Genomic DNA, 23,719 nt, shown 5'->3' with positions numbered 1-23,719 from the left:
GACGTAGACTGACTCGTCGGCTCTCGTGCACCCGCATGTCCTCATGCGCTCGCCTCTCGCCCTTCGGGGTGAGCGAGAGAGTCGATCAAGGTAGTCGATTCGAAGGGCGAAGCGTGGCCAAGAAGCAAGGTGCCATCGAGATCGAGGGCACTGTCGTCGAGTCTCTTCCGAACGCCATGTTCAAGGTCGAGCTCCAGAACGGCCACCAGGTCCTGGCACACATCAGCGGCAAGATGCGTATGCACTACATCCGCATCCTCCCTGACGACCGGGTCGTGGTGGAGCTGTCTCCGTACGACCTGACGCGTGGCCGGATCGTCTACCGGTACAAGTAGATCTTGCCCGCGCCCCGGGCCTCCCGGAGCGATGGCACTGACCCGGAGAACCTCACCAATGAAGGTCAAGCCGAGCGTCAAGAAGATCTGCGACAAGTGCAGGGTGATCCGCCGTCACGGTCGGGTCATGGTCATCTGCGAGAACCCGCGCCACAAGCAGCGCCAGGGCTGACGCACGACCGATCCCTCTGCATCCATCGCAGAGATTCGCGCGACGCAAGCTGAATTTGTTCATACGCAGAGCCCGAGTCCATGCGGCTCGACACCCCCGGTTCGGAGGCCGGGGACCTGGTCCGTACCTGGTACGGCGGGCCGGGAGCCGGTTCTGTGGAAGACCTCCGAAGATTCACCAGGAGCCATTGAATGGCACGCGTTTCCGGTGTTGACATCCCGCGCGAAAAGCGCGTGGAGGTTGCCCTCACCTACGTGTTCGGCATCGGCCGGACACTCTCCCAGCTGACGCTGGCCGAGACCGGTATCGACCCGAACACCCGCGTTCGCGACCTGACCGAAGAGCAGCTGGTCGCCATCCGCGAGTACGTCGACAACAACTTCAAGACCGAGGGTGACCTCCGTCGCGAGATCCAGGCCGACATCCGCCGCAAGGTCGAGATCGGCTGCTACCAGGGTCTGCGTCACCGCCGTGGCCTGCCCGTCCGCGGTCAGCGCACCAGCACCAACGCCCGCACCCGCAAGGGCCCGCGTCGCGCCATCGCCGGCAAGAAGAAGCCGGGCAAGAAGTAGTCCTCAGCGGACAACGCTTCATCAGCGGTCTTCGCTGTAGGACCGACCACCTCCCCGTAGGAGTTTGTAGATGCCCCCCAAGGGTCGTCAGGGCGCTGCCAAGAAGGTGCGCCGCAAGGAAAAGAAGAACGTCGCTCACGGCCACGCGCACATCAAGAGCACGTTCAACAACACGATCGTCTCCATCACGGACCCGTCCGGCAACGTGATCTCCTGGGCCTCCGCCGGCCACGTCGGCTTCAAGGGCTCCCGGAAGTCCACGCCGTTCGCCGCGCAGATGGCCGCCGAGTCGGCTGCCCGCCGCGCCCAGGAGCACGGCATGCGCAAGGTCGACGTGTTCGTGAAGGGCCCGGGTTCCGGTCGTGAGACCGCGATCCGCTCCCTGCAGGCCACGGGCCTCGAGGTCGGCTCCATCCAGGACGTCACCCCGACCCCGCACAACGGCTGCCGCCCGCCGAAGCGCCGCCGCGTCTGAGGCCAGGCCGCTCTCAGGGTCCGGGCGGTACGGCCCCGTAAGGGGCGTACCGCCCGTACCCTTGCAGTACCCGCACTTTCCACGGGTGCGGTTTCCGTCGGGCGTCAAATAGCGGGCGTCCACGAAAGAAGGATCTGATCCACACATGCTGATCGCTCAGCGTCCCTCGTTGACCGAAGAGGTCGTCGACGAGTTCCGCTCCCGGTTCGTGATCGAGCCGCTGGAGCCGGGCTTCGGCTACACCCTCGGCAACTCGCTCCGCCGCACCCTCCTGTCGTCGATCCCCGGTGCCGCTGTCACCAGCATCCGCATCGACGGCGTCCTGCACGAGTTCACCACCGTGCCGGGCGTCAAGGAGGACGTCACCGACCTGATCCTCAACATCAAGCAGCTCGTGGTCTCCTCGGAGCACGACGAGCCGGTCGTGATGTACCTGCGCAAGCAGGGCCCGGGTCTGGTCACCGCCGCCGACATCGCGCCCCCGGCCGGTGTCGAGGTGCACAACCCCGACCTCGTCCTCGCCGCGCTCAACGGCAAGGGCAAGCTGGAGATGGAGCTGACCGTCGAGCGCGGTCGCGGCTACGTCTCCGCCGTGCAGAACAAGCAGGTGGGCCAGGAGATCGGCCGTATCCCGGTCGACTCCATCTACTCGCCGGTGCTCAAGGTCACGTACAAGGTCGAGGCCACCCGTGTCGAGCAGCGCACCGACTTCGACAAGCTGATCGTCGACGTCGAGACCAAGCAGGCGATGCGTCCCCGTGACGCCATGGCCTCCGCGGGCAAGACCCTGGTCGAGCTGTTCGGTCTCGCCCGCGAGCTGAACATCGACGCCGAGGGCATCGACATGGGCCCGTCCCCGACGGACGCCGCCCTGGCCGCCGACCTGGCGCTGCCGATCGAGGAGCTGGAGCTCACCGTTCGGTCGTACAACTGCCTCAAGCGCGAGGGCATCCACTCCGTGGGTGAGCTCGTCGCCCGCTCCGAGGCCGACCTCCTGGACATCCGCAACTTCGGTGCGAAGTCCATCGACGAGGTCAAGGCGAAGCTGGCGGGTATGGGCCTGGCCCTGAAGGACTCGCCCCCCGGGTTCGACCCCACCGCCGCGGCGGACGCGTTCGGCGCGGACGACGACGCGGACGCGGGCTTCGTGGAGACCGAGCAGTACTGATCGCTCCGCCAGGAGAGGCAGTACCGCGGGTGCGGGTGCGCTGTGGCTTGTCGCGCAGTTCCCCGCGCCCCCTCCGGGAGCGCCCCTGCGGGGCCGCTCCCGGATCTCCGACAGACAACCGTCTGCTCGGATACTGACTCCGGTACCTGATACGGCCGGGGCAGACACACAGGAGAAGAACCATGCCGAAGCCCACCAAGGGTGCCCGTCTGGGCGGCAGCGCCGCGCACGAGAAGCTCCTCCTCGCCAACCTGGCGAAGAGCCTCTTCGAGCACGGCCGCATCACCACCACCGAGGCGAAGGCCCGCCGCCTGCGCCCGTACGCCGAGCGTCTGGTCACCAAGGCGAAGAAGGGCGACCTTCACAACCGCCGTCAGGTGCTCCAGGTGATCACGGACAAGAGCGTCGTCCACACGCTCTTCACCGAGATCGGCCCGCGCTACGAGAACCGTCCGGGTGGCTACACCCGCATCACCAAGATCGGTAACCGCCGTGGCGACAACGCGCCCATGGCCGTCATCGAGCTGGTCGAGGCGCTGACGGTGCAGCAGAAGGCCGTGGGCGAGGCCGAGGCCGCCACCAAGCGTGCGGTCAAGGAGTCGGACGAGGCCAAGGCGCAGGAGACCACCGAGGCTCCGGCCGAGGAGGCCGCCGCCGAGGAGTCCAAGGACGCCTGAGGCCCTGCCTGAAGCGGGAAGCGGGTCCGCCCTCCGGGGCGGGCCCGCTTTCGCGTACTTGAGAGGATTCCTGTGTGAGTGACGAAGTACAGCCCGGACGCGTGCGCATCCGTCTCGACCTCTCCTACGACGGCACCGACTTCCACGGCTGGGCCAAGCAGGCCGGCGGCAGGCGGACCGTGCAGGGGGAGATCGAGGACGCCCTGCGCACCGTGACGCGGTCGAAGGAGACGTACGAGCTGACCGTGGCCGGCCGGACGGACGCCGGAGTGCACGCGCGCGGCCAGGTCGCGCACGTCGACCTGCCCGCCGAACTGTGGGCCGAGCACCGGGAGAAGCTGCTGAAGCGGCTCGCCGGGCGGCTGCCCAAGGACGTCCGGGTGTGGCGGCTCGCCGAGGCCCCGGCCGGATTCAACGCCCGCTTCTCGGCCGTCTGGCGGCGCTACGCCTATCGCGTCACCGACAACCCCGGCGGGGTGGACCCGCTGCTGCGGGGCCACGTCCTCTGGCACGACTGGCCGCTCGACGTGGACGCGATGAACGAGGCCGCGCGGGCGCTCGTCGGCGAGCACGACTTCGCCGCCTACTGCAAGCGGCGCGAGGGCGCGACCACGATCCGCACGCTCCAGGAGCTGAGCCTGGTGCGCGGTGCGGACGGGGTCGTCACGGCCACCGTGCGGGCCGACGCCTTCTGCCACAACATGGTGCGCTCGCTGATCGGCGCGCTGCTGTTCGTCGGGGACGGGCACCGGGGGCCGGAGTGGCCGGGGAAGGTGCTGGCCGCCGGGGTGCGGGACAGCGCCGTGCACGTCGTACGGCCGCACGGGCTGACCCTGGAGGAGGTCGGCTACCCCGCCGACGAGCTGCTCGCCGCCCGGAACAAGGAGGCCCGGAACAAGCGGTCGCTTCCGCCGGCGGGGTGCTGCTGAGCTACCGGTTCGCCGCCGCTGAGGCCTGTGCCTGCCCGCGGCGGTGGATCTGGTTGACGGTGAACTGGGCCAGGTCGTCGCCGGTGCGGAACACCTTGGTGTCCTTGGTGGTGACGTTCTTGCCGTCGGTGAAGCCGCTGATCGTGAAGTAGGCGTAGCGGCCGTAGGAGTTCGTGGTCGTCCGGCAGATCGCGGAGTCGCAGAAGTTCTTGACGCCCTTGCCCGCCAGCGCGCTGACCAGGCTCTTCTTGCTGCCCGCCTGGGACTTGACCTTGGCGGCCAGCGTCTCGTCGTCGAAGACCGCGACACCGACGGTGACGGCGATGCCGCCGTTGAGGTAGCTCACGCGCATCAGCCGGGTGCAGCCGTTGGCGGTGAGGATCTTCGGCAGGTTGCCGCCGGCGGCCGAGGCGCAGTCGGTGGTGTCGGCGGTGGCGCCCTTCTTGTACACCGTCTCGCCCATGGTGAGCCGGGTGCCCGGGAAGAGCGTCTCCGGGCTCAGCGGGGCGGTGTCCTTCTTGGCGCTGGCTATGAAGTCCTTCGGGTCCAGCGGCGGCGGTGCGCTGGTGGGCGCGAAGGACGGAGCCGTGGCGGTGCCGCCGGGCAGCGAGGCGCTGGGTGGCAGGGGCTTGCCGGAGGCGCTGTCGTCGCCGTTCGCGGAGACCACCGCCATGGCGACGGCCGTGCCCACGCCGATCGTGGCTAGGGCGCCGCCGCCGATGAACAGCAGCCGGCGACGCTTGTTCCGCGTCTCGGAGGCCTCGGCGAGCGCGGCCCAGTCGGGGGATCCGTCGTCACCGCCGCTGCTCCATGGCTGCTGGGAATTAGGTTTCCAGGGATCCCACTGAGACTGGGGTCCCCCCTGCCCGTAACTCATGTGGCGCATCTTAGACGTGGGACGGGCGATACTGGAGCGCGAGCGGCGGCATGCCGCCTTTGTCCGTCGGCATGCCTCGTTTTGACCCGTCCGGGGGCGTACAGGTAACCTGCTTCTTCGTTGTGTATTGGCTTGCTCATTCTCACGGGACGGGCCCTTACACCGGTCCACCGGGCCGATGACCAGCGACCCCACGTACGCGGTATGCGTCGCCGCCGTGCGGTCCAGGCTGTCGTGATCGTTTCGGTGACCTTGTTTAGGACCATTCACTCGAAGCGAAGGCTACGAACCGTGCGTACGTACAGCCCCAAGCCCGGCGATGTGACGCGCCAGTGGCACGTCATCGACGCTCAGGACGTTGTCCTGGGCCGTCTCGCCACCACTGCGGCGACCCTCCTCCGGGGTAAGCACAAGCCGATCTACGCCCCGCACGTCGACGCTGGTGACTTCGTCATCATCATCAACGCCGACAAGGTGCACCTCTCCGGCAACAAGCGGACGCAGAAGATGGCGTACCGCCACTCCGGCTACCCGGGTGGTCTGCGGTCCGTCCGCTACGACGAGCTGCTGGACAAGAACCCGGAGAAGGCCATCGAGAAGGCCGTCAAGGGCATGCTCCCCAAGAACTCCCTGGGCCGTCAGATGCTCTCGAAGCTGAAGGTCTACAAGGGTGACCAGCACCCGCACGCTGCCCAGCAGCCGGTGCCGTTCGAGATCACCCAGGTCGCGCAGTAAGTCCGGCCACCCCCTAAGACTGAAGAGAATCTGAGGAGAATCGTGGCCGAGACCACTGCCGAGCAGCCGCTCGAAGAGCTTGACATCGACAGCTACACCACCGAGTCCGAGGTCCCCGTCGAGGGCGAGTACACCTCGGAGTCCATGGCCTCCCGCTTCGGCGAGCCCCAGCCGGCCGCCGGCCTGGGCCGCCGCAAGAACGCCATCGCCCGCGTCCGGATCGTCCCGGGCACCGGCAAGTGGAAGATCAACGGTCGCACCCTCGAGGACTACTTCCCGAACAAGGTGCACCAGCAGGAAGTCAACGAGCCCTTCAAGGTGCTGGAGCTCGAGGGCCGCTACGACGTCATCGCCCGTATCGCGGGTGGCGGCGTCTCCGGTCAGGCCGGTGCGCTCCGTCTCGGTGTCGCCCGTGCGCTGAACGAGGCCGACGTCGACAACAACCGCGGCCCGCTGAAGAAGGCCGGCTTCCTCAAGCGCGACGACCGTGCGGTCGAGCGCAAGAAGGCCGGTCTGAAGAAGGCCCGCAAGGCCCCGCAGTACAGCAAGCGCTAAACACCGCTGCCTGCTCGTACTCCGAACGCCCCGGCGGCACGCCACTGTGCCGTCGGGGCGTTCGTTTATCCCAGCCCAAGGGCGTATAACGACACAAGACGCTCAGAGGCTTGTGTGATCGGATGTCGTGGCGTCTGCCATGATTCCCGGCAGCATGGACGCTTCCTCAGGAGGACAAGTGGGACGACTCTTCGGTACGGACGGCGTGCGCGGTGTCGCCAACGCGGACCTGACGGCCGAGATGGCGCTCGGACTGTCCGTAGCGGCGGCGCACGTGCTGGCCGAGGCGGGCACCTTCGAGGGCCACAGGCCGACGGCGGTGGTCGGGCGGGACCCGCGCGCGTCCGGGGAGTTCCTGGAGGCGGCCGTGGTCGCGGGCCTGGCCAGCGCCGGCGTCGACGTGCTGCGGGTCGGCGTGCTGCCGACCCCGGCGGTGGCGTTCCTGACCGGCGTGCTCGGCGCGGACCTCGGCGTGATGCTGTCCGCCAGCCACAATGCCATGCCGGACAACGGCATCAAGTTCTTCGCGCGCGGCGGCCACAAGCTCGCCGACGAGCTCGAGGACCGGATCGAGTCGGTCTACGAGTCCCACCGGCACGGCGAGCCCTGGGAGCGGCCCACCGGAGCGGGTGTCGGGCGGGCCCGCCCCTACGACGAGGGCTTCGAGCGCTACGTCGGCCACCTCCTCGCCGCCCTGCCGAACCGGCTCGACGGCCTGAAGATCGTCCTGGACGAAGCGCACGGCGCGGCCTCGGGGGTCTCGCCGGAGGCGTTCTCGCAGGCCGGCGCCCAGGTCGTCACGATCGGCGCCGAGCCGGACGGGCTCAACATCAACGACGGCTGCGGCTCCACCCACCTGGACAAGCTGAAGGCCGCCGTCGTCGAGCACGGCGCCGACCTCGGCATCGCGCACGACGGCGACGCCGACCGCTGCCTCGCCGTGGACCACACCGGCGAGGAGGTCGACGGCGACCAGATCCTCTCCGTGCTCGCGCTGGCGATGCGGGAGCGCTCCGAGCTGCGCTCCGACACCGTCGTCGCGACGGTCATGTCGAACCTGGGCTTCAAGCTGGCGATGGAGCGGGAGGGCATCCACCTCGTGCAGACCGCCGTAGGCGACCGGTACGTGCTGGAGGAGATGAAGGAGAAGGGCTACGCCCTCGGCGGCGAGCAGTCCGGGCACGTCATCATCCTCGACCACGCGACGACCGGGGACGGCACGCTGACCGGGCTGCTGCTGGCGGCTCGGGTCGCGCAGACCGGCCGTAGCCTGCGGGACCTGGCGTCGGTGATGCGGCGCCTGCCGCAGGTCCTGATCAACGTCCCGGACGTGGACAAGTCGCGGGTGGGGACGTCCGCCGACCTCGCCGCCGCCGTCACCGAGGCGGAGCGCGAACTGGGCGAGACCGGGCGGGTGCTGCTGCGTCCCTCGGGGACCGAGCCGCTGGTGCGGGTGATGGTCGAGGCGGCCGACATCGACCAGGCCCGGTCCGTCGCCGGACGCCTCGCCGACGCGGTCAAGTCGGCCCTCGGCTAGGCCTTTTCGACGTTCGGCCGGCGCTGCCGCTGCCTGGCCCAGAACCACTTCTGGGTCAGCAGGGTGAGGATGCCGGCCAGGACGATGCCCAGCAGGTTCAGCAGGAGCTGGTTCGTCGATCCGGCCGTCTGGGCGGTGTCTCCGTAGGCGAGGGCCACGGCCGCGTTCGCGGCGGCGGGCACCGTCGTCACCGAGATGGCCACGCCGACCAGCGCGCCCGACTTGGCGGAGGTCAGGGACAGGGTGCCGGCGATCCCGGCCAGCACCGCCACGACGAACGAGAAGGCGTCGGGGGCGTAGACGAACGCCGTGTTGGGGCGCTCGCCCTCCAGCCCGGAGCGGTGGAAGAGCCCGACGGCATCCATGAACAGGCTGAAGCCGACCGTCACCGCCATCGCCGCCGCGAAGCCCACGAGCAACGCGGTCACCGAGCGCAGCGCCAGGCGCGGGCGGCGCTGCACCAGGGCGGTGGAGATGCCCGCCAGCGGTCCGAACTCCGGGCCGACCGCCATCGCGCCCACGATCAGGACCGCGTTGTCCAGCACCACGCCGCAGGCCGCGATCATGGTGGCCAGGGTGAGGAAGGCGACGTAGGTCACCGACAGGGTCGACTCCTCGTGCGTCGCCTCCGTCAGGTGCTCCCAGAGCACCGCGTCGGCGGCCTCCCCGGGCGCCTCGTCCTCGGCCCGTTCGGCCCGCCGGGACAGCGACAGGTCGATGTTCTCCACCGCGATGGAGCCCGTCCGCTCCAGGCCCAGACCCTGCAGGGCGCTGAGGAGTTCGTCGCCCGCCTCGCGTGCCACGTCGCACTGGACGACGTCCCCGGCGGGGTCGCGGGCGGCGCCCGGCAGCACGACGAGGTGGGCCGTGCCGACGGTCGTCCCGATCAGCCGCACCACCTCGTCCGTCTTGTCGGCCGGGGTGATCAGGCGCAGATGCAGCATGGCGCCTTTCTAACAGGCATCCATGCACACGTCACACCTACAGCTTGCGCAGCCGCAGCCGCTGCACCTTGTGGTCGGCGCCCTTGCGGACGACGAGGGTGGCGCGGCCGCGGGTGGGCGCGATGTTCTCGACCAGGTTCGGCTTGTTGATCGTGCGCCACAGGGTGCGGGCGTAGTCGAGGGCCTCCTCCTCGGAGACCTGGGTGTACTTGCGGAAGTACGAGTCCGGGTTCTGGAAGGCGGTCTGGCGCAGCTTGCGGAAGCGGCTGAGGTACCAGCTCTCGATGTCCTCGGCGCTCGCGTCGACGTACACGCTGAAGTCGAAGTAGTCGGCGAGACCCACCCGGGTGCGGCCGTCCTTGCCGGGCAGGGCCGGCTGCAGGACGTTGAGCCCCTCGACGATCAGGATGTCCGGGCGGCGCACGGTGAGCCGGCTGTCCGGGACGATGTCGTAGATCAGGTGGGAGTAGCGGGGGGCCGTCACCTCGTCCTTGCCCGCCTTGATGTCGGCGACGAAGCGGGTCAGCGCCCGGCGGTCGTAGGACTCGGGGAACCCCTTGCGGGACATCAGGCCGCGGGCCTCCAGCTCCCTGGTGGGCAGCAGGAAGCCGTCGGTCGTCACCAGTTCGACGCGCGGGTGCTCGGGCCACCGGGACAGCAGGGCCTGCAGCAGCCGGGCCACGGTGGACTTGCCCACCGCCACCGAGCCGGCGACGCCTATCACGAACGGGGTGCCGGACTGGGAGCCCTGCTCGCCCAGGAAGGTGTTGAGCGCGCCGCGCAGGCCGTCCGTGGCGCCGACGTAGAGGTTGAGCAGGCGGGACAGCGGGAGGTAGATGTCCCGTACCTCGTCGAGGTCGATGACGTCGCCGAGCCCGCGCAGCTTCTCCACCTCCTCGGCGGTGAGCGGCAGCGGCGTCTTGTCCCGCAGCGCGCTCCACTCGGCGCGCGTGAGGTCGACGTAGGGAGTCGCCTCCGGCCTGGGCCGGTGGGCGCTCCTGGGCATCGGGGAGACCGGTGAGATCACAGTCCATTGTTAACGGAGTTTGAACAGGGGTGCGGGTGGGGTGCGTCACGTGCGGATGCGCGGACGGGCGGCCGGGGCCGGGCGCGCCGTTCCCGCCGCGGCGGGAATTTCTGATTTCGGGCACGCGGCGGCCCTTCAGGGGGGCCGCTCGCCCGTAGGCTGCGGCACATGTGCGGAATCGTGGGATACGTAGGGTCGCAGTCGGCGCTCGACGTCGTGATGGCCGGGCTGAAGCGGCTGGAGTACCGGGGCTACGACTCGGCGGGTGTCGCCGTGCTCGCGGACGGCGGGCTGGCCGCGGGGAAGAAGGCCGGGAAACTGGTCAACCTGGAGAAGGAGCTCGTCGACCGGCCGCTGCCGGCGGGCACCACGGGCATCGGCCACACGCGCTGGGCCACCCATGGCGGTCCCACGGACGCGAACGCGCACCCGCACCTGGACAACGCGGGCCGGGTCGCCGTCGTCCACAACGGCATCATCGAGAACTTCGCGGCGCTGCGGGCGGAGCTGGCCGAGCGCGGGCACCAGCTCGCCTCCGAGACGGACACCGAGGTCGTCGCGCACCTGCTGGCGGAGGAGTTCTCGTCCTGCGCGGACCTCGCCGAGGCCATGCGGCTGGTGTGCCGGCGCCTGGAGGGCGCGTTCACGCTGGTCGCGGTGCACGCCGACGCGCCGGACGTGGTGGTGGGCGCCCGCCGCAACTCGCCCCTGGTGGCGGGCGTCGGCGAGGGCGAGGCGTTCCTGGCCTCCGACGTCGCCGCGTTCATCGAGCACACCCGCTCGGCGATCGAGCTGGGCCAGGACCAGGTGGTGGAGCTGCGCCGGGACGGTGTGACGGTGACGGGCTTCGACGGCCGTCCCGCCGAGGTGCGTTCGTACCACGTGGACTGGGACGCGTCGGCCGCGGAGAAGGACGGCTACGACTACTTCATGCTCAAGGAGATCGCCGAGCAGCCGAAGGCGGTCGCCGACACGCTGCTCGGGCGCATCGACGCGGCCGGCTCGCTGACGCTGGACGAGGTCCGGATCACGCCTTCGGAGCTGCGCGAGGTGGACAAGGTCGTCATCGTCGCCTGCGGTACCGCCTTCCACGCGGGCCTGATCGCCAAGTACGCCATCGAGCACTGGACGCGCATCCCGTGCGAGGTGGAGCTGGCCAGCGAGTTCCGCTACCGGGACCCCATCCTCGACGGGCGCTCCCTGGTCATCGCCATCTCGCAGTCCGGCGAGACCATGGACACCCTGATGGCGCTGCGGCACGCCCGTGAGCAGGGTTCCAAGGTGCTGGCCATCTGCAACACCAACGGCTCGACGATCCCGCGCGAGTCGGACGCGGTGCTGTACACGCACGCCGGGCCGGAGGTGGCCGTCGCCTCCACCAAGGCGTTCCTGACCCAGCTCGTCGCGTGCTACCTGGTGGCCCTGTACCTGGGCCAGGTACGCGGCACCAAGTGGGGCGACGAGATCAGCGCCGTCATCAAGGACCTGTCCCGGATCGCCGGCGCGGTCGACCGGGTGCTGGAGACGATGGAGCCGGTGCGGGCGCTCGCGCGGTCGCTGGCCGACAAGGACACGGTGCTGTTCCTGGGCCGGCACGTGGGCTATCCGGTCGCCCTGGAGGGCGCGCTCAAGCTCAAGGAACTCGCCTACATGCACGCCGAGGGCTTCGCGGCGGGCGAGCTGAAGCACGGTCCGATCGCCCTGATCGAGGAGGACCTGCCCGTGGTGGTGGTCGTGCCGTCGCCGCGCGGCCGTTCGGTCCTCTACGACAAGATCGTCTCCAACATCCAGGAGATCCGGGCGCGCGGGGCGCGGACGATCGTGATCGCCGAGGAGGGTGACGAGGCGGTGGTCCCCTACGCCGACCACCTGATCCGCATCCCGGCGACGCCCACCCTGCTGCAGCCGCTGGTGGCCACGGTGCCGCTGCAGGTGTTCGCCTGCGAGCTGGCCACGGCCCGGGGCAACGAGGTCGACCAGCCGCGGAACCTGGCGAAGTCCGTCACGGTGGAGTGATCCGCCGACGGCCGCGCACCCGCGCCCCGTAGGGTCTGCCCATGAGCATCATCGGGGTCGGTATCGACGTCGCCGAGATCGATCGGTTCCGGGCGTCGCTGGATCGGACGCCTGGACTGGCCGGCCGGCTGTTCGTCGACAGCGAGTTGCTGCTGCCCAGCGGGGAGCGGCGCGGCATCGCCTCCCTCGCGGCGCGGTTCGCCGCCAAGGAGGCGCTGGCCAAGGCGCTGGGCGCGCCGCCGGGGCTGCACTGGACCGACGCCGAGGTGTACGTCGAGGACAGCGGGCAGCCGCGGCTGCGGGTGAAGGGGACCGTCGCCGCGAAGGCGGCCGAACTCGGCGTGCGCTCCTGGCACGTGTCGCTCAGCCACGACGCCGGGATCGCCTCGGCCGTGGTCGTCGCCGAGGGCTGAGCGGCCGGAGCGGCCCGGCGCGGTCCCGGGTGCGGCGGGGGAGCCCGGGTGTGGCGGGTGGCCTTTCCGGGGCAGACTCGAAGCCATGCGTACTGCGTACAGCGTGGAGACGGTGAGGGCGGCCGAGCGGGAGCTGATGGCACGGCTTCCGGAGGGCGCGCTGATGCAGCGGGCCGCCGCCGGGCTGGCCGCTGCCTGCGCCGACCTGCTCGGGCGGGTCTACGGCCGGCGGGTGGTGCTGCTCGTGGGCAGCGGGGACAACGGCGGGGACGCGTTGTACGCGGGCGCCCGGCTGGCGCGGCGGGGCGCGGGCGTCACGGCCGTACTGCTGGCGCCGCCCGAGCGCACCCACCCGGGCGGTCTCGCGGCCCTGCGCCGCGCGGGCGGGTCCGTCACGGTGCCCGGCCGCGCCGAGGAGTGGATCGCACGGGCCCACCTCGTGGTGGACGGCATCGTCGGCATCGGCGGGAAGGGCGGGCTGCGCCCGGAGGCCGAGGCACTGGTCCACGCCGTCGAGCGCTCGGGGGCCGCCGTCGTGGCGGTGGACCTGCCGAGCGGGGTCGAGGCCGACACGGGAGAGGTGCGGGGCCCGGCGGTCCGGGCCGACCTCACCGTCACCTTCGGCGCGCACAAGCCCGGGCTGCTGATCGACCCCGCGCGGGAGTACGCCGGGAGCGTGCGGCTGGTCGACATCGGTCTGGTCCTGCCGCCGGCTGCCGAGCTGGAGGCGTTGCAACACGCGGACGTGGCAAGGCTGTTGCCACGGCCGGCGGCGGAGAGCGACAAGTACCGGCGGGGCGTGGTCGGGATCGCCGCGGGGTCGGCGCGGTACCCGGGCGCCGCCGTGCTGGCCGTCTCCGGTGCGCTGCGGGGCGGGGCCGGCGCCGTGCGGTACGTCGGGCCCGCCGCGGACGCGGTGATCGCCCGGTTCCCGGAGACGCTCGTGTCCGACCAGGGCCCGGCGAAGGCCGGGCGGGTGCAGGCATGGGTCGTCGGGCCCGGCGCCGGGGACGACGCGGCGACCGTGGCGGAGGTGCTGGACACCGATGTGCCGGTGCTGCTCGACGCCGACGGGCTGCGGCTGGCGGAGCGGGACGCGGTGCGCGGTCGCACGGCGCCGACGCTGATGACCCCGCACGCGGGGGAGGCGGCGGCGCTGCTCGGGGTGCGCCGGGAGGAGGTCGAGGGGGCCCGGCTGGCCGCGGTGCGGGAACTGGCGGCGGTGTACCGGGCGACGGTGCTGCTGAAGGGGTCGACGACGCTGGTCGCGGACAGCGCGGGCGGCGCGGCGCGGGTGAACGCCACGGGCACGGGATGGCTGGCCACCGCCGGGAGCGGGGACGTGCTGTCCGGGCTCGCCGGCTCGCTGCTGGCGGCGGGCCTTTCCACGCTGGACGCGGGGAGCGTGGCGGCGTACCTGCACGGGCTGGCCGGGCGGTTCGCCGCTTGTGGGGCCCCGGCCGGGGCGCACGACATCGCCGCCCGGCTGCCCGAGGCGTGGCGGGACGTCCGGGACGCCCTGCGCTGAACATCCGACGAGGGGGAGGGGACCCGGCGGGCGCCCGCCACCGGTGGCACGGCACACCGCTGACATCGGTGACTCGGGGGTCGCCGGGGCGGTGACGCCGAGCCGGTGCGTCGCGTCGCCGTGCTGCCCCGGTCCGGTGCGCACCTTCTGGCGGTGTCCCGGCGGGCCGTCCGGTCGTGGTGAGCCCTGCCGCGTGGTCCGTGCGGGCTTGCACCGGTGGTGTGGTGGCCGGGGCCCCACGACCGCGCCCGCACCTGGCGCCGGAACTGGTGACGGTCCGGGGAGGGTGCACGTGTTGGGTCGCCGGGGGGTGTGCGGGGTTGCGCCGGTGGTGTGGTGGCACTGAGGGGGGTGCCTCGTGTCGGCGTGCGGTCTGCCCGGCGTGCGCCCTGGGGCGGGGCCTGGCGGCACGCGCGGTCGTCGTGTGGGTCGCCGTGACGTCCGCGTCGGCGCCCGTCGGCCGTGCTCCGGCCGGTGCGCCCGGGAGCCGCCGTGGTCCTCTGAGAGACTGGGGGCGCCATGAGTGAGACTGTTGCTGAGCCGACCGCGCCTCTGCGGGCCCGGGCCGAGATCGATCTGGCCGCCCTGCGAGCCAATGTGCGGGTCCTGCGGGCCCGGGCCGAGGGCGCGGCCCTGATGGCCGTCGTCAAGTCCGACGCCTACGGCCACGGGGCGGTGCCCTGTGCCCGGGCGGCCGTCGAGGCGGGGGCGGCCTGGCTCGGCACGGCCACGCCGGAGGAGGCGCTCGCGCTGCGCGCCGCCGGTCTGGACACGCGCGTGCTGTGCTGGCTCTGGGTGCCCGGGGGTCCCTGGCGGCAGGCCGTGGAGGCGGACGTCGACGTGTCCCTCAGCGGGATGTGGGCGCTGCGCGAGGTCACGGAGGCCGCCCGGCAGGCGGGCCGGCCCGCGCGCGTGCAGCTGAAGGCCGACACCGGGCTCGGGCGCAACGGCTGCCAGCCCGCCGACTGGCCCGAACTGGTCGGCGAGGCCCTGCGCGCCGAACGCGAGGGCCTGCTCCGGGTCACCGGTCTGTGGTCCCACTTCGCCTGTGCCGACGAGCCCGGCCACCCCTCCATCGCCGCCCAGCTCACCCGGTTCCGGGAGATGGTGGCGTACGCCGAGGAGCAGGGCGTGCGCCCCGAGGTGCGGCACATCGCCAACTCCCCGGCCACGCTGACCCTTCCGGAGACCCACTTCGACCTGGTCCGGCCGGGCATCGCCATGTACGGCATCTCGCCCAGCCCGGAGATCGGCGCCCCGGCGGACTTCGGCCTGCGGCCGGTGATGACGCTGAGCGCGTCACTGGCGCTCGTCAAGCACGTCCCGGCCGGACACGGCGTCAGTTACGGCCACCACTACGTCACCCCGGGCGCGACCACCCTGGGCCTCGTCCCCGTCGGCTACGCGGACGGCATTCCCCGGCACGCCTCCGGCACCGGCCCGGTGCTGGTGGACGGCAAGTGGCGGACCGTCGCGGGGCGGGTGGCCATGGACCAGTTCGTGGTGGACCTCGGCGGGGACGAGCCGGAGACCGGTGCGGAGGCGGTGCTGTTCGGTCCAGGCGACCGCGGCGAGCCCACCGCCGAGGACTGGGCGCAGGCCTGCGGCACGATCGCGTACGAGATCGTCACCCGCATCGGAACGCGTGTTCCCCGCGTCCATGTGAACGGGCACCAGGAGGGGTAACCCCTTCAAGGGGGCGGCCACATCCATGCCCGGTTACAGCTGCCCCCACTGGTAACACGGACAACACCAGCACTACCTGCACCAGTCCGGCACCACCCGTTTCACCCACCCAGCGAACTGCAGTACGGCGAAGAGGAGCGGTAGTGAGCGAGAGCAGTGCGGAGGCCGTGGTGGACGCCGTCGCCTCGGCGGCCGTCGCCGCCTCCGCAGCGGGGGCGGTCGGCAACTGGCGCAGGACGACCGGCATCGCCGGCGCCGCGATAGGCGTGCTGGCCGCGGGTGCGGCCGCCGGGGTGGCCGTCGAGCGGATGACCGTGGGCCGCGGGATGCGCCGCCGGGCCCGGCTCGTGCTCGACTCGGCCGGCCCCTACGGGACGCTGCGCGGCACCCCGGGCAAGGCGTACGCCGACGACGGCACCGAGCTGTACTACGAGGTCGACGACGTCGAGCCCGACTTCGGTCCGAACGTCTCCCCGCGCCGCCGCAGGCTCTTCGGACGCAAGGCGCCCGCTCCCGTCACCGTCGTCTTCTGCCACGGCTACTGCCTCAACCAGGACTCCTGGCACTTCCAGCGCGCCGCTCTGCGCGGGGTCGTGCGCACCGTGCACTGGGACCAGCGCAGCCACGGCCGGTCCGGACGCGGAGTGGGCCAGACCCAGGACGGCGTGCCGCTCACCATCGACCAGCTCGGCCGCGATCTCAAGGCCGTCCTCGACGCGGCGGTGCCGGACGGGCCGATCGTGCTGGTCGGGCACTCCATGGGCGGGATGACCGTCATGGCGCTGGCCGCGCACTTCCCGGAGCTGATCCGCGACCGGGTCGTCGCGACGGCGCTCATCGGGACCTCCTCCGGGCGGCTCGGCGAGGTCAACTTCGGGCTGCCGGTGGCCGGCGTCAACGCGGTGCGCCGGATACTCCCCGGAGTGCTGAGGGCGCTCGGGCAGCAGGCCGAACTGGTGGAGAAGGGGCGCCGGGCCACCGCCGACCTCTTCGCCGGGGTCATCAAGCGGTACTCGTTCGCGTCCCGGGACGTCGATCCCGCCGTCGAGCGCTTCGCCGAACGGATGATCGAGTCCACGCCGATCGACGTGGTCGCCGAGTTCTACCCGGCCTTCACCGAGCACGACAAGACCGAGGCGCTGCTCTGCTTCCGCGACCTCCCGGTGCTGGTGCTCGCCGGGGTGCAGGACCTGGTCACGCCCAGCGAGCACAGCGAGGCCATCGCCGACCTCCTCCCGGACGCCGAACTGGTGCTCGTGCCGGACGCCGGGCACCTGGTGATGCTGGAGCACCCCGAAGTGGTCACCGACCGCCTCGCCGACCTGCTCACGCGGGCGGGAGCCGTGCCGGCAGGGGCTACCGTAAGTGGCTATGGAACAGCCAGCAGCACCAGCAGCACCGCAGGACCCCGCTGAGACCCGGCTGACCATCACCTCTCCCGAGCAGATGCGGGAGCTGGGCCGCCGCCTGGCCAAGCTGCTGCGCGCGGGCGACCTGGTGATGCTCAGCGGCGAGCTGGGCGCGGGGAAGACGACGCTCACCCGCGGCCTCGGCGAGGGGCTCGACGTGCGCGGCGCGGTCACCTCGCCGACGTTCGTGATCGCCCGGGTCCACCCCTCCCTCGGCGGCGGGCCGCCGCTCGTCCACGTGGACGCCTACCGGCTCTCCGGCGGCCTCGACGAGATGGAGGACCTCGACCTCGACGTCTCCCTGCCCGACTCGGTGGTCGTCGTGGAGTGGGGCGAGGGCAAGGTCGAGGAGCTGACCGAGGACCGGCTCCAGGTCGTCATCCACCGGGCCGTCGGCGACACGACCGACGAGGTGCGGCACGTGACCGTGACCGGGCTCGGGGAGCGGTGGGCGAGCGCGGACCTGGGCACGCTCGCGGCCTGATTCCGGACCGCTTTCCGACAAGGCGTCGGTAACATATTGCGCAGGATGTCCCGGCGTGGTCATATGGTGTCCCGCCCGCGGTCAGGCATACCTAAGCGCGTCCGCCCCCGCACCTCAGGAGGCGTCCATGTCCGCTCCACGGCCCACGGAGCCACCCGTGTTCGCCGGCGTGACCATGCGTGAACTGCTGGCGTCCTGCGAGGCCGCACGCGCCGTCTCCCGCCCCCCGCGAGACCCGGCGCCCGCCAGGCCGCGGCATCCCGACGCCCCAGGCCGGCGCCACGCCGCTTAGCACGGCCGCGCGCCTGACGGCCGGCCGTGCCCCGCCACCGCGGGCATGCGTGCCGCACAGGGGCGGCACGGGTGGGCGCCGACGCCGCGCGCCCCGCGCGCAGGTGCCGGCATCCGCCGCGGCACCCCGCGGGCGTCAGCGGATCACGACCACCGGTACACCGATCGTGGCGAACTTCCACATCGCGTCGCCGTCCTCGCGCCGCTCCCGGATGCCCCCCGTCTTCACCCCGTCCCCGGCGTCGGCCTCGCCGCGCAGCGCCGCGCTGAAGCCGATCACCACCCCGTCCACGCTGGTGAACCGCACGACGTGCTCGATGGGCAGCCCGTCCGTCCCGGTGACCACGTTGGAGCGGGAGGTGACCCAGTACCGGCCCACCGGCGGGTCCACCGTGCCGGGGTTCACCGGGAAGCTGCGCTGCACCTGATTGTGGTCGTCGACCAGCCAGACCCGGTCGTCGTCCACCGAGTACACGACCCGTTCACCCGTTCCGGAACCGCTCGGCAGGGCGCCCGGACGGAGCGGGTCGCGCGGTGTCTTCCCGGTCGCCGAGGCGGAGGCCGCGTTGGGCCCCGGCCTGCCGCTCAGGCTCGGCGGAACGGTCGCCTGCGCCTGGTAGGCGAGGTATCCGACGACACCGATGGCCACCGCGGTGAGGCCGGCCACGATGCCCGAGCTGGTCCCTGCCACGCGCACCCACCTCTGTTTCGTGCCATATGTCGCACTTCGTACGAACCGTAGCAGTCGGTGACCGTCGCACCGGGACGGCGATGCGAGCGGCGCGGGAGCCGTAGGCTGTTCGCGTGCTCTTGCTCGCTCTGGATACCGCCACCCCCGCCGTCACCGTCGCGCTGCACGACGGGACGGACGTCATCGCCTCGTCGAGCCAGGTGGACGCCCGCCGGCACGGAGAGCTGCTGCTGCCGGCCGTCGACCGGGTGCTCACCGAGGCCGGGCTCAAGCTGGAGGCCGTCACCGGGATCGTCGTCGGGACCGGGCCCGGTCCCTACACCGGCCTGCGCGTCGGCCTGATGACCGCCGACACCTTCGGCCTCGCGCTCGGCGTCCCGGTGTACGGCGTGTGCACCCTGGACGGCCTCGCCTACGCCGCCGACATCGAGAAGGGCCCCTTCGTCGTGGCGACCGACGCCCGGCGCAAGGAGGTCTACTGGGCGACGTACGCCGACTCCCGCACCCGCCTGACCGGCCCGGCCGTGGACCGCCCCGCCGACATCACCGACCGGGTCGCCGGGCTCCCCGCGGTGGGCCCCGGCGCGCTGCTCTACCCGGACACGTTCCCGAGCGCCCACGAGCCGGAGCACGTGTCCGCCGCCGCCCTCGCCGCGCTGGCCGCCGGGAAGCTGGCCGCGGGCGAGGAACTGCCGGCGCCGCGCCCGCTGTACCTGCGCCGACCCGACGCGCAGGTCCCCAAGAACTACAAGGTGGTCACCCCCAAGTGACAGAGCCTCGACTGCGTGAGATGCGCTGGTGGGACATCGACCCGGTCCTGGGCCTGGAACGGGACCTGTTCCCCGACGACGCCTGGTCGAGGGGCATGTTCTGGTCCGAGCTGTCCCACGCCCGGGGCGCCGAGGCCAACCGGCGGTACCTCGTGGCCGAGGAGGACGACCGGATCGTCGGATACGCGGGTCTCGCCGCCACCGGTGCCACGTCCGACAGCGGCGCCGCCGCGGTCGGCGACGTCCAGACCATCGCCGTCGCGCGCTCCCACCAGGGCACCGGCCTCGGCGGCCGGCTGCTGACCGAGCTGCTGAAGGCGGCCACCGCCTTCGAGTGCGGCGAGGTCATGCTGGAGTGCCGGGTCGACAACGTGCCCGCCCAGAAGCTCTACGAGCGCTTCGGCTTCGTGCCCATCGGCTTCAGACGCGGCTACTACCAGCCGGGGAACGTCGACGCCCTGGTGATGCGCCTGACCACAGCACCCGACAGCGGCTCCGCCGCGGACTCCCCCCCAGTACAAGGAACCGAGATCAATGGCTGACGAACCTCTCGTCCTCGGCATCGAGACCTCCTGCGACGAGACCGGCGTCGGCATCGTCCGCGGCACCACCCTGCTGGCGGACGCCGTCGCGTCCAGCGTCGACGAGCACGCCCGCTTCGGCGGCGTCGTACCCGAGGTGGCCTCCCGGGCCCACCTGGAGGCGATGGTTCCGACCATCGACCGCGCGCTGAAGGAGGCGGGCGTCGCCGCCAGGGACCTGGACGGCGTCGCGGTCACCGCCGGCCCGGGACTCGCCGGCGCCCTGCTCGTCGGCGTCTCGGCGGCCAAGGCCTACGCCTACGCCCTCGGCAAGCCCCTGTACGGCGTGAACCACCTGGCCTCCCACATCTGCGTGGACCAGCTCGAACACGGCCCGCTGCCCGAGCCGACCATGGCCCTGCTGGTCTCCGGCGGCCACTCCTCACTGCTGCTGTCGGAGGACATCACCTCCGACGTCCGCCCGATGGGCGCCACCATCGACGACGCGGCCGGCGAGGCCTTCGACAAGATCGCCCGGGTGCTGAACCTGGGCTTCCCCGGCGGCCCGGTCATCGACCGCTACGCCCGCGAGGGCGACCCGGCGGCGATCGCCTTCCCGCGTGGTCTGACCGGCCCGCGCGACCCGGCGTACGACTTCTCCTTCTCCGGCCTGAAGACCGCCGTGGCCCGCTGGATCGAGGCCAGGCGCGCGGCCGGCGAGGAGGTGCCGGTCCGTGATGTGGCCGCGTCCTTCCAGGAGGCCGTGGTCGACGTGCTGACCCGCAAGGCCGTCCGCGCCTGCAAGGACCAGGGCGTCGACCACCTGATGATCGGCGGCGGCGTCGCCGCCAACTCGCGGCTGCGCGTCCTCGCCCAGGAGCGCTGCGAGGCGGCCGGGATCCGGCTGCGCGTCCCGCGTCCCAAGCTGTGCACGGACAACGGCGCGATGGTCGCGGCCCTCGGCGCCGAGATGGTCTCCCGCAACCGCGCCGCCTCCGACTGGGACCTGTCCGCGGACTCCTCGCTGCCGGTGACCGACCCGCACGTGCCCGGGCGGAACCACGACCACGTGCACGAGACCGGCGAGGAGAACCTGTACTCGTGACGGTCGCGCTGATGTGGGAGGCCCGGGCCGCCGCCGGCCGGGGCGCGGAACTGCTCGACTGGGCACGCGCTCAGGACCTTGTCCGCGAGCCGCTGCGCCGGGAGACCTTCCGGGCCCCGCAGGACCGGGTGCTGGTCATCACCTGGTGGGACGCGCCCTACGGCGCCGAGCTTCCGGAACTGCCCGAACCGGAGGGCGGCCTGGTGACGCGGGCGGTGCACCGGTGGCGGTTCGAGCAGGTGGACGGGGAAGCGGAACGCTGAGGTGGCGCGCGGGGCCGTTCTCGCGCTATGATCATCACACGCGAACGGCCGGAACACCGGCCCGGACGCGATGCGTTGGTGGTCCAAGGAAAGACGCCCCACTTCCTGTGGGGAGATGCAGGTGCAAGGCCTGCCCGGCGCTCCATCCGACACCCCGTCACCGGTCTCCGGTGACGGGGTGTCCGCGTTCACCCCGCCTCGGCCACCTCCACCTCGCAGCGCAGCACCCGCTCGGGCCCGACCACCCGCACCGGCCCGGTCAGCCGCAGCCGCGCGGTGTGCCGCACCTCCGCGCTGGACGGTCCGAGCCGCAGCTCCAGTGCGCCCGGCTCCACCACGCGCGCGCCCGTGCGGCCGGTGAAGGACGACAGGTCGGCGTGGAAGCGGAAGGTCAGCCGGCGGGCCTCGCCGGGGGACAGCTCCAGCCGCCGGTAGCCGGTCAGCCGGACGTCCGGGCGGGTCACCGACGCGACCGGGTCGTGCAGATAGAGCTGGACCACCTCGGCGCCCGCCCGGTCGCCGGTGTTGCGGACGGTCACCGAGAGGTCGTAGCAGCCGTCCGTGCCGATCTCCGTGACATCGTTGCCGGTGAAGTCCTCCCAGGCGAACGTCGTGTACGAGCGGCCGTGGCCGAAGGGGTACAGCGGGGTCGGGTCCAGGCTGCTCACCTCGCCGGCCAGGCCCAGCGGAGGCTGGAGATAGGTCCAGGGCTGGCCGCCGGGCGCGCGCGGGACGCTCACCGGCAGGCGTCCCGAGGGGTTCACCCGGCCCGACAGGACGCCCGCGAGGGCCGGGCCGCCCTCCTCGCCGGGGAAGAAGGCCTGGACGGCCGCGCCCAGCCGGCCGTGCCAGCGGCCCAGCGCGTACGGGCGGCCGGTGAGCAGGACCAGGACGACCGGTACCCCGGTGGCGACCAGCGCGTCCAGCAGTTCGCCCTGGACGCCGGGCAGCCGCAGGTCCGCCACGTCGCAGCCCTCGCCGGAGGTGCCCCGGCCGAACAGGCCCGCCCGGTCGCCGAGGACCGCCACGCACACGTCCGCCTCCGCCGCCCTGGCCACCGCCTCGGCGAAGCCCGCGGTGTCCGGGTCCAGGACGCCGCAGCCCTCGGCGAACGTCACCTTGGCGTCCGGGAGTTCGTCGCGCAGGGCGTCCAGGACCGTCGGGATCTCGATGCCGGCCGGCACCCCGGGGTGGTGGGGGAGCACATGGGAGGGGAAGGAGTAGCAGCCGAGCATCGCCAGCGCGTCCGCCGCGCGCGGGCCCACCACCGCGATCCGGCTGTCGGGGGCCAGCGGGAGCAGCCCGCCGGGGTTGTCGAGCAGCACCACCGACTCCTCCGCCAGCCGGCGGGCCAGGGCCCGGTTGCGGGCCGAGTCGAGGTCGACGGGACCGTCCGGCTCCGGACGCCAGTCCTCGTCCAGCAGTCCCAGCTCGCACTTCTGCAGCAGGACCCGGCGCGCCGCCCGGTCCACCAGCGACTCCGGGACGCGGCCCGCCCGCACCGCGGTGACGAGCGGGGTGCCGTAGCACTTCAGGGTGGGCAGTTCGACGTCGACGCCCGCCGCCAGGGCCAGGTGGGCCGCGCCTGCCTCGTCCTCGGCGACCCGGTGCTGGCTCTGCAGGAAGCCGACGCCGAAGTAGTCGGCGACCACCGTGCCGGTGAACCCCCACTCGCCGCGCAGGAGTTCGTCGAGCAGCCGGGGATCGGCGGAGACCGGTACGCCGTCGGTCTCGGTGTAGGAGGCCATCACCGAGCGGGCGCCGCCCTCGCGCAGCGCCATCTCGAACGGCGGCAGGGTGACGTCCGCGAACTCCCTCACGCCCGCCCGCACGGGCGCGAGGTTGCGGGCGCCCACCGAGGAGGCGTACCCGGCGAAGTGCTTGAGCGTGGCGACGACCCCGGCCGACTCCAGGCCGCGCACATAGGCCGTGCCGACCGTGCCGACCAGGTAGGGGTCCTCGCCGATCGTCTCCTCGACCCGCCCCCAGCGCGGGTCGCGGACCACGTCCAGCACCGGGGCGAGGCCCTGGTGGACGCCGACCGAGCGCAGGTCGCGGCCGATGTGCCGGCCCACTTCGGCGACGAGTTCCGGGTCGAAGGCCGCGCCCCAGGCCAGCGGCACCGGGTAGGCGGTCGCGCCCCAGGCCGTGAAGCCCGCCAGGCACTCCTCGTGGGCGACCGCCGGGATGCCGAAGCGGCTCGCCCCGGCGATGCGGCGCTGGGCGCGGGCCAGCGCCTGCGCGCCCAGCGCCGGGTCCACGGGGGCGGTGCCGAAGGAGCGGGTGAGCTGGCCGAGACCGCGGGTGATCAGCTCGTCCCAGTCGTAGTCGGCGGTCATCTCGCGCTGCAGCGGGGCGACCCCGTCGCCGTCGGTCGCGGCGCCCACCCACACTCCGTAGAGCTGGGCGGTCTTCTCCTCCAGGGTCATGCGGGAGAGCAGGTCGTCGACGCGCGCGGCGGCGGGCAGGGCGGGGTCGCGCCAAGGAGCGGTGGTCATGGAACTCCCGTCGGAAGGGTCGGGACGCCGGGCGGTACCCC

Annotated in this window: 25 protein-coding genes; 20 read left to right on the top strand and 5 right to left on the bottom strand. The window is 72.3% G+C overall.

The window, feature by feature from the left end; translation table 11 throughout:
- Positions 1-113: 113 nt before the first annotated feature.
- The 7 genes from infA to truA all read left to right on the top strand — a co-directional run bounded on the left by infA (position 114) and on the right by truA (position 4,328).
- Complete coding sequence (infA, locus tag ACFQ9Z_RS23280; RefSeq protein WP_003948620.1) at positions 114-335, top strand: translation initiation factor IF-1; 222 nt, start codon at positions 114-116, stop codon at positions 333-335.
- A 58-nt stretch (positions 336-393) separates the two neighbouring features.
- Positions 394-507, top strand: a complete 114-nt coding sequence (gene rpmJ, locus ACFQ9Z_RS23275) for a 50S ribosomal protein L36 (protein ID WP_003998809.1) — start codon at positions 394-396, stop codon at positions 505-507.
- A 191-nt stretch (positions 508-698) separates the two neighbouring features.
- Positions 699-1,079, top strand: coding sequence for a 30S ribosomal protein S13 (rpsM, locus tag ACFQ9Z_RS23270; RefSeq protein WP_383021957.1), 381 nt, complete (start codon positions 699-701; stop codon positions 1,077-1,079).
- A 70-nt stretch (positions 1,080-1,149) separates the two neighbouring features.
- A complete protein-coding gene (gene rpsK / locus ACFQ9Z_RS23265) occupies positions 1,150-1,554 on the top strand; it encodes a 30S ribosomal protein S11 (RefSeq protein ID WP_003956432.1) in 405 nt (134 codons plus the stop codon).
- A 145-nt stretch (positions 1,555-1,699) separates the two neighbouring features.
- Positions 1,700-2,722 carry a DNA-directed RNA polymerase subunit alpha gene (locus tag ACFQ9Z_RS23260; RefSeq protein WP_112465430.1) on the top strand — a complete coding sequence of 341 codons (1,023 nt, stop codon included), beginning with the start codon at positions 1,700-1,702 and terminating at the stop codon, positions 2,720-2,722.
- A 182-nt stretch (positions 2,723-2,904) separates the two neighbouring features.
- Positions 2,905-3,399, top strand: a complete 495-nt coding sequence (gene rplQ / locus ACFQ9Z_RS23255; RefSeq protein WP_383021951.1) for a 50S ribosomal protein L17 — start codon at positions 2,905-2,907, stop codon at positions 3,397-3,399.
- A 74-nt stretch (positions 3,400-3,473) separates the two neighbouring features.
- Positions 3,474-4,328, top strand: coding sequence for a tRNA pseudouridine(38-40) synthase TruA (gene truA / locus ACFQ9Z_RS23250; RefSeq protein ID WP_383021948.1), 855 nt, complete (start codon positions 3,474-3,476; stop codon positions 4,326-4,328).
- A 1-nt stretch (position 4,329) separates the two neighbouring features.
- Here the strand turns inward: truA and ACFQ9Z_RS23245 are convergent, their stop codons facing one another.
- Positions 4,330-5,205 carry a hypothetical protein gene (locus ACFQ9Z_RS23245; protein WP_383021943.1) on the bottom strand — a complete coding sequence of 292 codons (876 nt, stop codon included), beginning with the start codon at positions 5,203-5,205 and terminating at the stop codon, positions 4,330-4,332.
- A 291-nt stretch (positions 5,206-5,496) separates the two neighbouring features.
- Here ACFQ9Z_RS23245 and rplM point away from each other — a divergent pair, with 291 nt between their 5' ends.
- From rplM to glmM, 3 genes are all read left to right on the top strand, one after another.
- On the top strand, positions 5,497-5,940 hold the full coding sequence (rplM, locus tag ACFQ9Z_RS23240) for a 50S ribosomal protein L13 (protein WP_014674395.1): 444 nt from the start codon (positions 5,497-5,499) through the stop codon (positions 5,938-5,940).
- A gap of 42 nt (positions 5,941-5,982) precedes the next feature.
- Positions 5,983-6,495, top strand: a complete 513-nt coding sequence (rpsI, locus tag ACFQ9Z_RS23235; protein WP_004927169.1) for a 30S ribosomal protein S9 — start codon at positions 5,983-5,985, stop codon at positions 6,493-6,495.
- 178 nt (positions 6,496-6,673) lie between these two features.
- On the top strand, positions 6,674-8,032 hold the full coding sequence (glmM, locus tag ACFQ9Z_RS23230; protein ID WP_383021933.1) for a phosphoglucosamine mutase: 1,359 nt from the start codon (positions 6,674-6,676) through the stop codon (positions 8,030-8,032).
- Here the strand turns inward: glmM and ACFQ9Z_RS23225 are convergent.
- Positions 8,029-8,976: a DUF389 domain-containing protein gene (locus ACFQ9Z_RS23225; protein ID WP_383021928.1), complete on the bottom strand. Its 948-nt coding sequence runs from the start codon at positions 8,974-8,976 to the stop codon at positions 8,029-8,031. The two genes, glmM and ACFQ9Z_RS23225, sit on opposite strands and share 4 nt — an antisense overlap.
- A 37-nt stretch (positions 8,977-9,013) precedes the next feature.
- The gene (coaA, locus tag ACFQ9Z_RS23220; protein WP_383022406.1) at positions 9,014-9,982 is read right to left on the bottom strand and encodes a type I pantothenate kinase; all 969 of its coding nucleotides are present in this window, start codon (positions 9,980-9,982) and stop codon (positions 9,014-9,016) included.
- 189 nt (positions 9,983-10,171) lie between these two features.
- On the opposite strand from coaA, the gene glmS reads away from it, so the two are divergent.
- From glmS to tsaE, 6 genes are all read left to right on the top strand, one after another.
- Positions 10,172-12,019 (top strand): glutamine--fructose-6-phosphate transaminase (isomerizing), encoded by a 1,848-nt coding sequence (gene glmS / locus ACFQ9Z_RS23215; protein WP_383021925.1) that lies wholly within the window; start codon positions 10,172-10,174, stop codon positions 12,017-12,019.
- A 41-nt stretch (positions 12,020-12,060) separates the two neighbouring features.
- Positions 12,061-12,432, top strand: coding sequence for a holo-ACP synthase (locus ACFQ9Z_RS23210; protein WP_351672021.1), 372 nt, complete (start codon positions 12,061-12,063; stop codon positions 12,430-12,432).
- 85 nt (positions 12,433-12,517) lie between these two features.
- Positions 12,518-13,960, top strand: a complete 1,443-nt coding sequence (locus ACFQ9Z_RS23205; RefSeq protein WP_383021922.1) for an NAD(P)H-hydrate dehydratase — start codon at positions 12,518-12,520, stop codon at positions 13,958-13,960.
- Between the two features lie 519 nt (positions 13,961-14,479).
- Positions 14,480-15,646: an alanine racemase gene (gene alr, locus ACFQ9Z_RS23200; RefSeq protein ID WP_383021918.1), complete on the top strand. Its 1,167-nt coding sequence runs from the start codon at positions 14,480-14,482 to the stop codon at positions 15,644-15,646.
- Between the two features lie 143 nt (positions 15,647-15,789).
- Positions 15,790-17,061, top strand: coding sequence for an alpha/beta fold hydrolase (locus tag ACFQ9Z_RS23195; protein WP_383021915.1), 1,272 nt, complete (start codon positions 15,790-15,792; stop codon positions 17,059-17,061).
- Complete coding sequence (gene tsaE / locus ACFQ9Z_RS23190; protein WP_383021911.1) at positions 17,018-17,539, top strand: tRNA (adenosine(37)-N6)-threonylcarbamoyltransferase complex ATPase subunit type 1 TsaE; 522 nt, start codon at positions 17,018-17,020, stop codon at positions 17,537-17,539. Before ACFQ9Z_RS23195 ends, tsaE begins: the two co-directional genes overlap by 44 nt.
- A gap of 427 nt (positions 17,540-17,966) precedes the next feature.
- On the opposite strand, the gene ACFQ9Z_RS23185 is transcribed toward tsaE, so the two are convergent.
- Positions 17,967-18,521, bottom strand: coding sequence for a hypothetical protein (locus tag ACFQ9Z_RS23185; protein WP_383021904.1), 555 nt, complete (start codon positions 18,519-18,521; stop codon positions 17,967-17,969).
- Positions 18,522-18,634: 113 nt separating this feature from the next.
- Here ACFQ9Z_RS23185 and tsaB point away from each other — a divergent pair, with 113 nt between their 5' ends.
- Genes tsaB through ACFQ9Z_RS23165 form a run of 4 tightly spaced genes read left to right on the top strand, consistent with a single transcriptional unit; the run spans position 18,635 to position 21,180 of the window.
- Positions 18,635-19,291, top strand: coding sequence for a tRNA (adenosine(37)-N6)-threonylcarbamoyltransferase complex dimerization subunit type 1 TsaB (gene tsaB / locus ACFQ9Z_RS23180; protein WP_383021901.1), 657 nt, complete (start codon positions 18,635-18,637; stop codon positions 19,289-19,291).
- A 20-nt stretch (positions 19,292-19,311) separates the two neighbouring features.
- Positions 19,312-19,833 (top strand): ribosomal protein S18-alanine N-acetyltransferase, encoded by a 522-nt coding sequence (gene rimI / locus ACFQ9Z_RS23175; RefSeq protein ID WP_383022404.1) that lies wholly within the window; start codon positions 19,312-19,314, stop codon positions 19,831-19,833.
- Complete coding sequence (tsaD, locus tag ACFQ9Z_RS23170; RefSeq protein ID WP_383021898.1) at positions 19,826-20,917, top strand: tRNA (adenosine(37)-N6)-threonylcarbamoyltransferase complex transferase subunit TsaD; 1,092 nt, start codon at positions 19,826-19,828, stop codon at positions 20,915-20,917. Before rimI ends, tsaD begins: the two co-directional genes overlap by 8 nt.
- Entirely contained in the window at positions 20,914-21,180 is a 267-nt protein-coding gene (locus ACFQ9Z_RS23165; protein ID WP_383021895.1) for a hypothetical protein, read from the top strand. The genes tsaD and ACFQ9Z_RS23165 overlap by 4 nt, the downstream gene beginning before the upstream one ends.
- Before the next feature lie 188 nt (positions 21,181-21,368).
- Here the strand turns inward: ACFQ9Z_RS23165 and ACFQ9Z_RS23160 are convergent, their stop codons facing one another.
- Positions 21,369-23,678, bottom strand: coding sequence for a glycoside hydrolase family 3 N-terminal domain-containing protein (locus tag ACFQ9Z_RS23160; protein WP_383021892.1), 2,310 nt, complete (start codon positions 23,676-23,678; stop codon positions 21,369-21,371).
- Positions 23,679-23,719 lie beyond the last annotated feature (41 nt).

The organism is Streptomyces sp. NPDC056580 (assembly GCF_042793175.1).
Lineage (GTDB): Bacteria > Actinomycetota > Actinomycetes > Streptomycetales > Streptomycetaceae > Streptomyces.
The sequence above is the reverse complement of the archived record's forward strand: the minus strand, read 5'-3'. Positions and strand labels throughout refer to the sequence as shown.

Excerpts from the sequence above, each read along its gene's own strand:
- rpmJ (WP_003998809.1), top strand. The coding sequence starts at position 394 with ATGAAGGTCAAGCCGAGCGTCAAGAAGATCTGCGACAAGTGCAGGGTG.
- rpsM (WP_383021957.1), top strand. The coding sequence starts at position 699 with ATGGCACGCGTTTCCGGTGTTGACATCCCGCGCGAAAAGCGCGTGGAG.
- rpsK (WP_003956432.1), top strand. The coding sequence starts at position 1,150 with ATGCCCCCCAAGGGTCGTCAGGGCGCTGCCAAGAAGGTGCGCCGCAAG.
- ACFQ9Z_RS23260 (WP_112465430.1), top strand. The coding sequence starts at position 1,700 with ATGCTGATCGCTCAGCGTCCCTCGTTGACCGAAGAGGTCGTCGACGAG.
- rplQ (WP_383021951.1), top strand. The coding sequence starts at position 2,905 with ATGCCGAAGCCCACCAAGGGTGCCCGTCTGGGCGGCAGCGCCGCGCAC.
- ACFQ9Z_RS23245 (WP_383021943.1), bottom strand. The coding sequence starts at position 5,205 with ATGAGTTACGGGCAGGGGGGACCCCAGTCTCAGTGGGATCCCTGGAAA.
- ACFQ9Z_RS23225 (WP_383021928.1), bottom strand. The coding sequence starts at position 8,976 with ATGCTGCATCTGCGCCTGATCACCCCGGCCGACAAGACGGACGAGGTG.
- coaA (WP_383022406.1), bottom strand. The coding sequence starts at position 9,982 with ATGCCCAGGAGCGCCCACCGGCCCAGGCCGGAGGCGACTCCCTACGTC.
- glmS (WP_383021925.1), top strand. The coding sequence starts at position 10,172 with ATGTGCGGAATCGTGGGATACGTAGGGTCGCAGTCGGCGCTCGACGTC.
- ACFQ9Z_RS23210 (WP_351672021.1), top strand. The coding sequence starts at position 12,061 with ATGAGCATCATCGGGGTCGGTATCGACGTCGCCGAGATCGATCGGTTC.
- ACFQ9Z_RS23205 (WP_383021922.1), top strand. The coding sequence starts at position 12,518 with ATGCGTACTGCGTACAGCGTGGAGACGGTGAGGGCGGCCGAGCGGGAG.
- alr (WP_383021918.1), top strand. The coding sequence starts at position 14,480 with ATGAGTGAGACTGTTGCTGAGCCGACCGCGCCTCTGCGGGCCCGGGCC.
- tsaE (WP_383021911.1), top strand. The coding sequence starts at position 17,018 with ATGGAACAGCCAGCAGCACCAGCAGCACCGCAGGACCCCGCTGAGACC.
- rimI (WP_383022404.1), top strand. The coding sequence starts at position 19,312 with ATGCGCTGGTGGGACATCGACCCGGTCCTGGGCCTGGAACGGGACCTG.
- tsaD (WP_383021898.1), top strand. The coding sequence starts at position 19,826 with ATGGCTGACGAACCTCTCGTCCTCGGCATCGAGACCTCCTGCGACGAG.
- ACFQ9Z_RS23160 (WP_383021892.1), bottom strand. The coding sequence starts at position 23,678 with ATGACCACCGCTCCTTGGCGCGACCCCGCCCTGCCCGCCGCCGCGCGC.